Annotated in this window: 8 protein-coding genes and 1 CRISPR repeat array; of the genes, 1 reads left to right on the forward strand and 7 read right to left on the reverse strand. The window is 33.6% G+C overall.

Features of this window, described 5'->3' with window-relative positions; all coding sequences use genetic code 11:
- Nucleotides 1-373: 373 nt before the first annotated feature.
- Complete coding sequence (locus tag RSD37_RS00325) at nucleotides 374-3127, reverse strand: FAD-dependent oxidoreductase (RefSeq protein WP_346944700.1); 2754 nt, start codon at nucleotides 3125-3127, stop codon at nucleotides 374-376.
- A 508-nt stretch (nucleotides 3128-3635) separates the two neighbouring features.
- Nucleotides 3636-4874, reverse strand: coding sequence for an MFS transporter (locus tag RSD37_RS00330; RefSeq protein ID WP_346944701.1), 1239 nt, complete (start codon nucleotides 4872-4874; stop codon nucleotides 3636-3638).
- Between the two features lie 247 nt (nucleotides 4875-5121).
- On the opposite strand from RSD37_RS00330, the gene RSD37_RS00335 reads away from it, so the two are divergent.
- Nucleotides 5122-5517, forward strand: a complete 396-nt coding sequence (locus RSD37_RS00335; protein WP_346944702.1) for a (deoxy)nucleoside triphosphate pyrophosphohydrolase — start codon at nucleotides 5122-5124, stop codon at nucleotides 5515-5517.
- Nucleotides 5518-5620: 103 nt separating this feature from the next.
- Here the strand turns inward: RSD37_RS00335 and RSD37_RS00340 are convergent, their stop codons facing one another.
- From RSD37_RS00340 to cas7c, 5 genes are all read right to left on the reverse strand, one after another.
- Nucleotides 5621-8551 (reverse strand): DEAD/DEAH box helicase, encoded by a 2931-nt coding sequence (locus RSD37_RS00340; protein WP_346944888.1) that lies wholly within the window; start codon nucleotides 8549-8551, stop codon nucleotides 5621-5623.
- A 208-nt stretch (nucleotides 8552-8759) separates the two neighbouring features.
- Nucleotides 8760-11069: a CRISPR direct-repeat array (repeat unit 32 nt; unit sequence ATTTCAATCCACGCACCCCTGAAGGATGCGAC).
- 186 nt (nucleotides 11070-11255) lie between these two features.
- Complete coding sequence (gene cas2, locus RSD37_RS00345) at nucleotides 11256-11549, reverse strand: CRISPR-associated endonuclease Cas2 (RefSeq protein ID WP_346944703.1); 294 nt, start codon at nucleotides 11547-11549, stop codon at nucleotides 11256-11258.
- 13 nt (nucleotides 11550-11562) lie between these two features.
- Nucleotides 11563-12594, reverse strand: a complete 1032-nt coding sequence (gene cas1c / locus RSD37_RS00350) for a type I-C CRISPR-associated endonuclease Cas1c (protein ID WP_346944704.1) — start codon at nucleotides 12592-12594, stop codon at nucleotides 11563-11565.
- Entirely contained in the window at nucleotides 12591-13262 is a 672-nt protein-coding gene (gene cas4 / locus RSD37_RS00355; protein WP_346944705.1) for a CRISPR-associated protein Cas4, read from the reverse strand. Before cas4 ends, cas1c begins: the two co-directional genes overlap by 4 nt.
- 1 nt (nucleotide 13263) lies before the next feature.
- A complete protein-coding gene (cas7c, locus tag RSD37_RS00360) occupies nucleotides 13264-14133 on the reverse strand; it encodes a type I-C CRISPR-associated protein Cas7/Csd2 (RefSeq protein WP_346944706.1) in 870 nt (289 codons plus the stop codon).
- Between the last annotated feature and the right edge of the window lies 1 nt (nucleotide 14134).

Below are 14134 nucleotides of genomic sequence, written 5' to 3' on the forward strand. Positions count from 1 at the left end.
ACCCCCATTTTATGTTAAACTTTCTATTTTTTTATATTAAGAACAAAATAACATCGTTTACAAAATTATTGTAACATAAAATCAATATTAACAAAATAAGTTATTGCACAATTTTCTAAATATTTTAAAAAATAGGTGACTTCATGTCTGAAAGTCTTGATTTATGTGGAATTATTTTCAGAAACCCAAAAGTAGTGACCTAAAATTTATGTTCACATCAAATAAACATTTGAATAATACACCTAATACCACTCTACTTAACAAAAGAAACCAATAGAATAATAAGACAATCCCTCTTTATTTAATTCCCTTAAAATATTTTTCTTAAAGCAAAAGGAGAACCACTATATCTAGCGATTCTTCCTTGAAAATTTTACACCCCAGTTGTGTTTGAGAGACCTTTCTGTTGAGCTTGATATTTATTTTTGTTACTGCCCTTTTTCTGACCACCCAAGGACTTTTTAATCTTATGAATAGCGATTCTTCCTTTACGCTTAATCATATTTTTAATAATTATCGGTTTAAGCTTTTCTAGCTCTACGCCTTCAGCGTCATATTTTCTTACAAGTGAAATAGCGTCGAACTTACATCTAGTTGTACATGCACCACAACCTACACACATGTACTCATCTCTAGTTGTAGCACCGCAGCCAAGGCAACGTTCTGCTTCCTTCTTCATTTGCTCTTCTGTAAATGTAGATCTCAAATCTTTAAAGGTTTCTCTTGATTTCTTTCCATCTACAGGTAGTGCTCTTTGTCTAGGCATACGATCATAGCTTTCAAGAGTCAAGTTTCCTTTATCAAGGGCATGGTACTCTTTCCTGTCACGACCTAGAATTAAGCTTTGTCCAGGATGAACATAACGATGAATTGAAATTGCACCTTCTTTACCCAACGCAATGGCATCGATAGCAAACTTAGGACCTGTCAATGCATCTCCACCTGCAAATACATCTGACTCTCCTGTCTGCAGCGTAAAGGAATCTGCTTTGATTGTCTTGTTTGGATTTAATTCTATTTTGCTATTTTCTAATAAATTTCCCCAATCCATTCCTTGACCTACTGAAATGAGAACATTGTTTGTCTTAACAATCTTTGTTTCCTTTTCATCAAAAGTAGGATTAAACTTTCCACTTTTATCGAAAACTGAAAGACATTTTTTGAATTCTATACCTACAACACGTCCATTTTCTTGAAGAATTCTTTTAGGACCCCAAGAATTGTTAATACCGATATCTTCCCCCATTGCTTCTTCAATTTCTTCTTCAAGAGCTGGCATTTCCTTTCTATTTTCAAGACAGAACATCTCAACTTTTGAAGCTCCAACTCTTGTAGCAGTTCTTGCAACGTCAATAGCAACGTTACCACCACCGATTACAACCACGTTTCCTTCAAGTTTTATGTCATTACCTAGGTTTACATCTCGTAAGAAATCAACACCTGTAACAACGCCTTCTGCATCTTCACCTTCTAATCCAAGTTTTCTACCAGTTTGAGCTCCAATTGCAAGATAGAATGCTTCATACCCTTGGCTTCTTAAATATTTAAGGCTTACATCTTTACCAACCTCAACACCGGTTTTGAATTCAACGCCTAACTCTCTCAAAATATCAATTTCTGCATTAATTACTTCTTTTTCTAATCTATAAGATGGGATTCCAAGTGTCAACATACCACCAAGTGCTTTTTGTTTTTCAAACACAGTTACCTTATAACCGTCAATTGCTAAATAGAAAGCACAAGAGAGACCTGAAGGTCCAGCACCGATAATGGCAATCTTCTTTCCGTATTCATGTCTCAATTTTGGCATATAGCGATTATCCATATTTAAATCTTGTTCCGCAATAAATTTTTTGATTTCATCGATAGCAACGGGATCATCGATATCACCTCTTGTACAAGCGGATTCACATTTCCTTGGACAGATACGTCCACATACTGCTGGAAAGGGATTTTCGTGCTTGATAAGTTCAAGTGCTTCTTTATACCTTCCTTGAGAAGCCAACTTAATATACCCTTGAACAGATATGTGAGCTGGACACTCTGTTTTACAAGGACTTGTACCGGTTTCAACAACATTTTCTCTATTTGTACGATAATCCACATTCCATTTATCTGGACCCCACTCTGTATTAGATGGGAAATCTTCTCTCTGCTCTTCAATAATTGGAGTTTTAGTACATAATTTCTGACCTAATTTCAATGCATTAACAGGACAAACCTGAACACACTCTCCACAAGCAACACATTTATCTTTATCCACTTGTGAAATATAATTTGAACGCACCATATCATTGTTTAAAAACATACTAGCATTTCTCAAAGATAAACAGGAACAACCGCAGCAGTTACAAATAGCATGGGTTTTTCCAGGTCCATCGGTATTTGGTATACTATGCATTAAGCCATTTTCTTCAGCTTTTTTAATAATTTCAAAAGCTTCTTCACGGTTAATCTTTCGGCCTCTACCTGTACGGATATAGAATTCAGCAGCATCTCCCAGCTGAATACACATATCTTCCTTCAAATGACCGCAACCTTCTCCCATAGCTTCTCTTGATGTACGGCAAGAACAATCTGAAACTGAGAAAAGAGTATTTTCCCTTAGATATTTGGAAACTTCTTCATAGGATGCTCTTCTAGTTTCCCCTTCAATGGATTTTTCGATAGGGATTACACGCATCACTCCTGTTCCTACAGGAAAAACCCCTGCGGCTATTGGGGCTCTTTTTCTCCCGTATCCATCAAAAGCCTCGCCAATTTGCCTAAAGTTTTTAATATTTTCCTTATGTGGGTGATTAACTATCATTTCCATATGTCCCGGAACCCAAACCTCAAACCAATATTTATCAACACCATCTTTTTCACCAATAAGAGAAACACCGGCAACTGCTAAATCCCATAAAATTCTTTTTGTATCCTCTACAGATTTACCACATATTTCAGCCACTTCTTCTGCACTCTTGGGTTTACGTAATTCAAGACAAAGTGCTACTTCTACCATCTCGTCTGTAACAACATTCTCCAAAATTTTATATTCCGGATGTTCTGGCGTAATTTCTAATTTCGAACCACGCTTTGCCCTACTAATCTTATTGGCAAGTTCTAATACTTTTTCATTTACCACATCTATTACCCCCAAATTAAATTTCGCTATGGTCTTATTATTTATTCTAAATTTTAACTTCAGTACCTATCCAGTCAGCCCACTCATCAATTTCCTTGCCCCTTCTAGCAGAAATCTGGATAACCTTGATATTCAGGTTCATTTTTTTACACGTCCTTTGACTGCATCTAAATCAAAATAATCTATTGCATCCCTTTTATCTTAAATTTTGTTTTTATTTTTTTACATTTTAATAATTAAAAAACATTTCTTACAAAATATTATATCATCAATTCTATATTAACAAAATAAATTATGGAATAATTTTCTTAATATTTTGAAAACATTTAATTCACCTCTGAAAGCCATGATTTATTCGGAGCTATTGGTTTGAAACGATGCCTAATATAGACTTTGAAAATAATAGATTTTTCAGTCTTATTTTAGATGAACTTTGTTATACAAAAAAAATTAGCGGTAAATAACTGTCAAGTTCACAAGTTACTTACCGCCTACATTAAATTTTACTCTACTCCTCTAGTAATGAGGATTTTTTTTCATATTTTTCAAGCCTGTACATAAATATTGAAGATACAAAAGCTATTATCCCAAGTATAATCCATACTGATTCCATGCTCATATACTTTAACCCCTTGCCTACAACGAAAGGACCAAAGGTGTATCCTGCTCCTAAAATCATTGGAATTACTGCATTCATTCTTCCCCTGTGTGAAGCAGGTGTGTGATTTGCAATAAATGGACTAACACTTATTGACAATACAATTTCCCCTAGAGTAAATATAAATACTGATATAAAGAAAACCATCAAAGTATTTAAAAATCCTAAAATTCCAAATCCAACAGTATATAATAATCCTCCATAAACCATTTTTCTAATATTATTGGTTTTTTCACACATTTTAGTTATTACTGGTGTAAAAAACATAACTACAAGTCCATTAAAACTTGCTAAAAAACCATAATATTTTGCTCCTGAACCTATATAATTCTGCTCCACGTGCATAGGCAATGCAAAGCCCCATTGAGAATATACAAAGTTATAACCAAAAGCACATAATGCAAAATAAATTAGAAGTGGTCTTTTTAGTAACACCGATATAATTGAACCTTCTTCTCTCATTTCTAGCTTTCTGCTTTCATCAACAATTTCCTCTTTTGATAGATGTATTGTTTCCTTAACAAAGAACATTAATAGACATAATGCTATAATTGCAGTTACTGCATCCCCAATGAATACAATTGATAAATGATTTTTATACAATAACCCTCCAATAACTGGTCCAATAGCAAATCCTATATTCCATCCCATATATGACAAAGCATAAGCACCATCTCTATTTTCTGGAGTTGTTAAATCAGCAATTAAGGATTCATGTGCTGGTCCTGCCATCGCCATAAAAGCAGCTGCAATCATAAGTACATAAATCATATTCATAGATGGATTCATAAGCCCACAAATGATATAAAATAATGCTGATAGACTTTCAAATACAATTATAATTTTTTTACGGCCTATAGTGTCAGCTAATTTCCCACCTAAAATTGGAATAAACATAAATATAAGACCTGAAATACTTATATATGTTCCTGCTAATGATTTTGATAATCCTATTTTTTCTGTAAGTATAAGAGTAAGTAAGGGCATTACAAAACATCCCATGGCATTTATTATTTTTGATATGAATATTATATATATTTCCTTTGGTAACCCCCTATATGGATCTAGTAAGGATTTTAAGTTTTTCATTTTTGATTCCTCCCTTCTATGAATGTCGTTAGACAACTCAACTTATCTTTCACTAATCTCTTCAAAGTACATTTTTAAGTTTAAAAGTAAACCACACTATATTATTCTATAAAATCCCAATTTTCCCTTCTATATGTTTATTAAATATTGAGATACTTCACTTTGATACTCAACCTTGAACCCCATTATTCCTAATGTTATAATTTTTAAGATAGCAAAATTAAAATTTTTATTTCAAGGAGCATATATGAAAACAATAGAAGTAGTTGCAGCAATTATAAAAGATAAAGATAAAATATTAGCTACGCGCCGAGGATATGGTGAATTTATAGATATGTGGGAATTTCCTGGTGGCAAGGTTGAATCAGGTGAAACCCATGAAGACGCCCTTTGCCGTGAAATCAAAGAAGAATTAGAGCTATATATTAACATAAATGAATTTTTAGTTACCGTTGAATATGATTATCCTAATTTCCATCTTACAATGCACTGTTTTATAAGTACAATAGCAGGTGGTACATTACAGCTAAATGAGCATAATGATGCTAAGTGGATTACCTTAGATGAATTAGATGATCTTAATTGGTTACCAGCTGATATCTTAGTTATAGAAAGCCTTAAAAATCTTTACATAAAAAAATGATACTCTAGTTAAAGTATCATTTTTTTATTGAACTATATTAAAACTATTTAACTATAAAACTATTACCTCATGACTTGTCCTATGAAGTGCAATATTAAGCTATCTAGGAAGTAATATATTCATAAATATCTTCTCTTACTGGAGTATAAAGATTATATTTAATTTCCACTGCTTTCTTATTAGTATTTTTCATAATAATAGGATGTGGTTTCCCAACTGCTCCAATTTTCCCTAGATAATAAAACTCTTTTGAGGCTTTATCATCCTTGTTCTTTCTAACAAACAAGCTCATTTCAACTCCATCTTTCTCTGCGTTATAGGCTTGCAGAACATCATCTGAGGTCTCTGTTCTACCTGATTTAGATATAGCAACTAGTTGTGAAGATGATTCAAATCTATCTTCATAATTAGTAGAGTCACTAATACCTTGTGACTTCTCATAATTAATAAACACTGGATAGGTTTTTGTTTTTTTATCAAACTTATATCCACCAATATTTAAAGCTACTTCGCCCTTTTCCCATTCTAATAATCTACATACATCTTCATAGGTATACTTTTCATATAATTGAAAACTTGTCCCCATATAGCGGTGACTATAAAGCTTCTTGTTTCTTTCTATTCCAAAGTTTACTAGCTCTTCAACTATAGCTTTAAAGCTAGGATTTTCTAAATTCTTTTTAAATATATCTGATGTTTTATAATCGGTTTCATTCTTATCTAAGAAAACACAATTCTTATACTTATCTTTTCCACTTCCCGTTGGAAATTGATTTGTAAGTACATTAACAACTGATACTTCTGTGATATCTTTAGGAGTAATTTCATATTGTTCTTCTAAAATAAAATTTAACCTAGTCATTAAGTCATATTCATGGTTCATTGCACATTTAATCATCTCTAATTCATGGATTCGCTTTCCTGATGCAAGTTTCTTAGAGATAAATTCAACAAATTCCTCTTGAATAGGACTAAGCTTCACTGTATATTCCTTCTCATATTTTATTAAAAACTTATGATAGGAGCCTAAAGACTTATTATCAAAAATTCTCATTACATCAATAGAATCATGTAAATCAAAATCTTTTAATCTGGGTATTCTTCCTAGCTTTTGCTTTAAATTCTTATAACTCTCCTTAATAAGCTTAACATCATTAAAATTAGCATTGTCTATAGAATCAAAAATACGTTTCTTAGAAACTTCATCAAAATTAATGGTAGAACATCCCGGAATAATTCTGGTTCCTTCCATAATGTATTTTCTAATATTGTCTTTATTATAGGTATTGTCCCCAGAGAGTGCTATTGGAATTAAAAAATTCTTTTCATAATTCCCAATAAAATCAATAATAACAACGTATTCTTTATCTTCACATTTTCTAAGACCACGGCCCAATTGCTGAACAAAGATAATTGATGACTCCGTTGGCCTAAGCATTACAATTTGATTTACCTTTGGAATATCTACACCTTCATTAAAGATGTCAACAGTGAAAATATAATCTAAGGAATCCTCTACTTCATCTTGCTCTAAACGCTCAATTGCATCCTCTCTCTGGTCTTGTGTATTCTCTCCTGTAAGTGCCAATGTTTTATATCCATGTTCATTGAATTTACAAGATAGCTCCCTTGCTTCTTTTTTATCACTACAAAAGATCAATCCTTTTACTCTATCTCCAGAATAACCATAAAAATTAATTTTATTAATAATATGATTAACTCTTTCATCTGCCACTAAATATTTAAATTCTTTACTGCTGCTTAACTCATTACCCTGAACTAATATATCTGTAATTCCAAAATAATGAAATGGACATAGCAGATCTTCTTCTAAAGCCTGTTGCAAGCGAATTTCATATGCTACATTATGGTCAAACATTTTAAAGATATCAAATTCATCTGTTCTCTCAGGTGTAGCTGTCATTCCTAGTAAAAACTTTGGCTGAAAATAATCAACTATTTTCTGATAGCTACTTGCCCCTGCTTTATGAACTTCATCTATGATAATATAATCAAACTCTTTTTTATCAAAACTATGTAATATATTGTCCTTAACCATCATCTGCATAGTAGAAAACACAAACTCCTTATCCATATCCCTTGAATGACCAGAGATAATTCCCATAGTTCTAGTATCACCAAAAACATTCTTATAGCTTTCTAAAGCTTGTTTTGCAATTTGCTCCCTATGTACAATAAATAAAGCTCTATTTGGATTATAATTTCTTAAATCAAAGGCAGATAAATAGGTTTTCCCCGTACCCGTTGCTGAAATCAATAATCCTTTATCCTTCCCCTTCGCTCTTAGATTATCCAAGGCTTGTATTGCAGAAACTTGCATCTTATTAGGTTTTAATTTATATTGTGTAATTCTTGGAATTCTACTTCGTCTAGCAATTTCTCTTTGCTGCTTATATAACTTCTCATAAGTCTCAATCCACTTAAGGTTTAAACTATCAGCATCCTTCCACATGGTGTTGAACTCATCAAGGACACTCATTGTTAGTGAGCCTTCGTCCAAGGAAGATACTTTTACATTCCACTCTTTATTCTTAGTTAAAGCGGTTTGCGTTAGATTAGAACTACCCACAATAAGCTTATAATGATCATCATGGCGAAAAATATATCCCTTTGTATGAAAGTTTTCTTTAGAATATACCTTCACCTCAATATTAGAAAACTCCAAAAGCTTTTTAAGTGCCTTTGGTTCACTAAAATTCAGGTAATCGGTAGTTAATATCTTACCTTTAATACCTCTCGCCTCTAAGGATTTTAGATTCTCCAAAAGTGGAGTTATACCACTGGTAGTAATAAAGGCCACAGACATGATAAATTCATTACATTTAGATAACTCCTTTACAATATCACTTAAAACTTTATTCCCTTTATTATGATCATTTATAAGTAGTTGCGGACGTAAAGCTAGGTTAGAATCTATTCTATGATTTACTAACCCTGTTTTAGAAGCTCCTAAAATATCATCCGCTACCTTATCATCTATATTAGAACCAATTTCAATTAATTTGGGTTGTATTGTTAGATTAACAACTTGTTCCTCTAAGCCTTGTCTCAAAATTGATTACCCCCTGACATGTTGTTTTGTATAACTTATTTTACCATTGTGGTTGGGGATATACAAATTTAGGGTGAAAATGCCGTAAACAATGTTGGCTTGTTTACGGCATTAGAATATCTGACGGATGCGACAAGGTACTAAATTTTTTCCAATACCCTTATATTAAATTTCAACCCACGCACCCCTGAAGGATGCGACGATATAAGAGATCCAAGGTGGACAAGTGTATTTTGATTTCAATCCACGCACCCCTGAAGGATGCGACAATACTGTGCTGACGAATATAACTGTACTTTGTGTATTTCAATCCACGCACCCCTGAAGGATGCGACTAGATGCACAAGATAATCATTTGATTTGTTTTACAATTTCAATCCACGCACCCCTGAAGGATGCGACATGATAACACTATGTCATACCATGAAGATTTGATAATTTCAATCCACGCACCCCTGAAGGATGCGACAATAGCTTTTTTCATATCATCATAACTCATTACAATTTCAATCCACGCACCCCTGAAGGATGCGACAATATGAGGATTGGAAATTATTAGATAAAGCTATGATTTCAATCCACGCACCCCTGAAGGATGCGACTCGAAACAACTTGATACAGCATTATCAAAAATTGATTTCAATCCACGCACCCCTGAAGGATGCGACTAGCTATCATTTCATTTATAATATCCAATACTCCTATTTCAATCCACGCACCCCTGAAGGATGCGACTAACTGAAACTGAGGATTCAGATATAACATCTGAGATTTCAATCCACGCACCCCTGAAGGATGCGACATTTAAAATATTTATATAAAACAAGGATTTTAAAAATTTCAATCCACGCACCCCTGAAGGATGCGACAAGCAAAACTTCCTACTCATGTGCTAATTACAAGAATTTCAATCCACGCACCCCTGAAGGATGCGACAAAGATGACTTGGGTGACTACATAGGATTTACTATATTTCAATCCACGCACCCCTGAAGGATGCGACAGTGAAAAGTAATTTGCATATGATGCAGATGGATAATTTCAATCCACGCACCCCTGAAGGATGCGACTATTGGAAGATAATTCAATTACACAAAATTATATTTGATTTCAATCCACGCACCCCTGAAGGATGCGACAATAGAGCTTGGATATACCTTAATATCCTTAGCAATTTCAATCCACGCACCCCTGAAGGATGCGACATGGTGAAACTAACGGTGTACAATATCACTTCATAATTTCAATCCACGCACCCCTGAAGGATGCGACCTAATTGTTATATTATTAATAACCTTATTTTAGAATTTCAATCCACGCACCCCTGAAGGATGCGACCATATACCACTTCAAATACATCGTTTCTTTTTTTACCATTTCAATCCACGCACCCCTGAAGGATGCGACAACAGGTATTGCACGTTCAACTTTATCTTTTTATATTTCAATCCACGCACCCCTGAAGGATGCGACTTTTAGAATTTTTACACAATACAATTCTATCGGTATTTCAATCCACGCACCCCTGAAGGATGCGACGGTTTGATGATTAACTTTCTTTCTTTTTCATTATATATTTCAATCCACGCACCCCTGAAGGATGCGACGATTAGTTATTTTACCTCTATCGTAATCATTTAGAATTTCAATCCACGCACCCCTGAAGGATGCGACATATCTTATCTACATTTCCATTCCTATCCTTTATTATTTCAATCCACGCACCCCTGAAGGATGCGACAAAACTAAAATAACAATAGATGTTACAATTCAGAATTTCAATCCACGCACCCCTGAAGGATGCGACCCGAATCCATTCTGAATGTTACAATGAGGACTTTAAAATTTCAATCCACGCACCCCTGAAGGATGCGACGTTGATGATTTGAAACTATTATTAAAAGATGTAATAATTTCAATCCACGCACCCCTGAAGGATGCGACGAACACAATTATTTGGGACCATTTGGGAAGATCAAGATTTCAATCCACGCACCCCTGAAGGATGCGACTGCGGCTGCAGGAGCTGGAATATCAGAAGTTATTGAATTTCAATCCACGCACCCCTGAAGGATGCGACATAATCCATTTAGTTGGTCGCATATCACAGTTAAATTTCAATCCACGCACCCCTGAAGGATGCGACATTTGAGGAGGTTAGTTAAAATGAATATATATCAATTTCAATCCACGCACCCCTGAAGGATGCGACTTTCCATCTAAAATAGATTCTACTACTCTTTCTAAATTTCAATCCACGCACCCCTGAAGGATGCGACCAAAATCTTCAAAAGCTATTGAAATTTCATTTTGATTTCAATCCACGCACCCCTGAAGGATGCGACCAATGGATTATCGAAAGATAGTTTTCTAATGGCAATTTCAATCCACGCACCCCTGAAGGATGCGACTTCCTTTCGTCGGTTCCTTGAATCAACATATAACTAATTTCAATCCACGCACCCCTGAAGGATGCGACCGCACTTTTAAGTAAATTTATCATGTATTTTCATAATTATTCTAACAATATAGCTAAAACAATATACTTCTACACTTTATAATCATATATTATTACACTTTCATCCAATATAATATATGATTTTCAAATTAAACTTCTGCGAATACACTATAATTTTCTGTGTGCTTATTATTCGCAGATTATAGATTAAATAATCATGGTATCATCCAATGGATGATATGTATTATTTTTCCCAATAGTTTCCACTCGATTTTCCCAATTCCTGCCTAGCAAATAAAACCTTAAGCTATCTTTGTCCAAATCGATTATATTTGAAAGTGATTTTTTTAATGATACAAATTGAGCTGGTTCTAACAGACATTCGAATACGGAATTTTGAACTCTCTGACCATGATTTACGCATACCTTAGCTACTTTTCTTAATCTTGTACTTCCACCTTCACTTTCAGTATTAACATCGTAGGTTACCAAAACCATCATTTTATACTCACCCCTAACTCATAAAAAATGGTGGATAACTTTCAATATCACCTCTAATATACCTAGCTAACAACATTGCTTGAACATAGGGTAATAATCCAATTTCTATCTTTTCATTTATAAATGGATGAGTTATAACTTCCTGCTTTCTTTTCTGCCAGGCTGTTAAAAATATAGACTTGGTGTCTTTGTCCATAATAATTCCTCCACTTTCTTTTTTCACAAATCCACTGCCTGTAATTTGCTTCTTATTGATAAGTGAAACAACGAATCTCTCTGCCATATATGGTCTTAACTCCTCCATAAGATCTAATGCTAAACTTATTCTTCCTGGTCTATCTGTATGCATAAATCCTACATATGGATCTAATCCTACTGTTTCTAATGCACTCTGAATATCATTTGCTAACATCGTATATGCAAAAGAAAGCATTGCATTCAAGTTGTCCATCGGAGGTCTCTTACTTCTCTCTATAAAATGAAAATCTTCCTTTTGAGATAAAATAAGATTATTAAATGCTGAAAAATAATTTCTTGCCGCTTCTCCCTCTATACCTCTTAACTCTTCATCACAAGTACAACTTTTAGCATTTACTATAGATAGACTAAGCCTTTCTATAGTATTTCTAACCTTATTCCCATCAATTTTATCTTCATGATCCCTTAAGGATCTATTAAGTACGGTTCTACAATTAACTAATTTCCCCAATATACAATTACGAGATATTTTTAAAGATATCTCTTTATCATCAGCATATCTATACTGTGTTCTTCTAAGTAATACATTCCCCTTTACTTCACCAGTAACTTTAGCCATGAATCTTCCAAATTCATTCACAAATGAAATACTAACATTATTATCAACACATAATTTCATAAGCTTCGGACTAATTCCAACATAATTAAAGCAAACTATCCCCTCAAGTATATGAATAGGTCTTCTCATTACTTCTTTATTTTCAACCTTAATAACTATATTTTCTCCATCTCTAGAAATATACGCTTCAGGGTTAGTTATATAAAGGGTATTTAATAATTTTCTCAAATATCATCACTTCCTATGTTTGAGTATTTTTCTATATAGTTTAAAACATTAACTTTCTTATTTGTTATTCTTGGTATACAAATATCTATCAATGAACAGTTCTTGCAATGTTTTCTGCCCTCAGCCCTTGGAGTAATTTTTCTTTTATACGTTTCATGCATCTCTTTTGACAGGTTAATTACTTCTGCTCTTAATTCGTCTGTTATTTTAACCTTAACTCGCCTCTTAGTTTCATTATAAAAAAAATCTGCTGAGGAAATGCTACACTTAAGCATTTCCTCTATACACATTACTTCTAAAACTAATTGAACAATATCTCTCTTATCTTCTTTGGGTTTACCCCTTTTATATTCAACTATGTTAGGAATCCATAAACCATCTTTATCTTTTAGCTTTATGCCACTTTTTGATTTGGTAAACTCAATAATATCAGCCACCCCATAGAATCCAAGTTCATAAGAAACTAATGGTATTGCTCTACTTATGAATGTATTTTTCCTACTTTCAGTAAAAAATGGATCATCAGCATTTTCATGAATTATTTTACCTTCCATGGTGGCTCTATTTTCTGCCCACTGCTGTTCTATATGAATTAATGCCCATTGTCTTTTACAAAAATAATAGTGTTGAATTCCTGATAATGATAAAAGTTCTTCTTCATTATACATATTATAGCTTCTCTATTATTTTAACCCCATCTATTGGGCTATTATCTATAGTTATTTCATAATCTTTTATGCTTCTAGCTGGACTATTAACACATTTCACATCAACTTTATCAAATAAAACATGTGAAGGTGCATTTCCAAGAGAAGTGTTGTGTTCAAAAACAATTAGTTTTCTAGTTGCCATTTTTCCTCTTGCTGCAGAATGGTCATGCTCAAACATATTAATTAATGCATCCCAAAGTAAATTTAAATCATCCTCAGTAAATCCTGTAACCCTCTTTGCAAGTTCTGCTGATACATATCCTTCTGCTCTATAAAGGCCATATGGTACAATATGCTTTCTTCCCATTTCAGTGGTTTTATCTTCACCCTCTTTAGTTACCGCCATTCTAGTTATAGTTACTTCCTGTTGAAAAATGGGGTCTATACTTCTAGCAAAATTAATTTGTATTGGTCCACGTACAGTTCCACAATTTACTGCTGTTGACATTACTGCACCAAAAGCTCTAATATCGTAAAAATTATCACACATAAATTTAGTGAGACTCTTCTGTGTTTCTTTGTCCTTTGCAACGGCTTTCTTTTCCTCATCTGTACTATTTTTTATCTGTAAGCTATCATAAGCCTTTTGATGTTGCAAATTCAAAACAGCTCCATCCTTAACATATATTTCGTAGCCTGATGTTCCTTCCTTTGCTAAATCTACATAGTTTCTTATTTTACGTTTAATACATACGTCTGTAACTATTCCCCTCCCTGTTTCCGGGTCAATCCTTGGCATATTCCCTGCATCAGGGTCACCATTTGGATTACCATTCTCTACATCAAATAGTAAAATGAATTCATACCTCTTATCAATTATATTACTCATA

This window comes from Clostridium sp., assembly GCF_036646415.1.
Lineage (GTDB): Bacteria > Bacillota > Clostridia > Clostridiales > Clostridiaceae > Clostridium_J.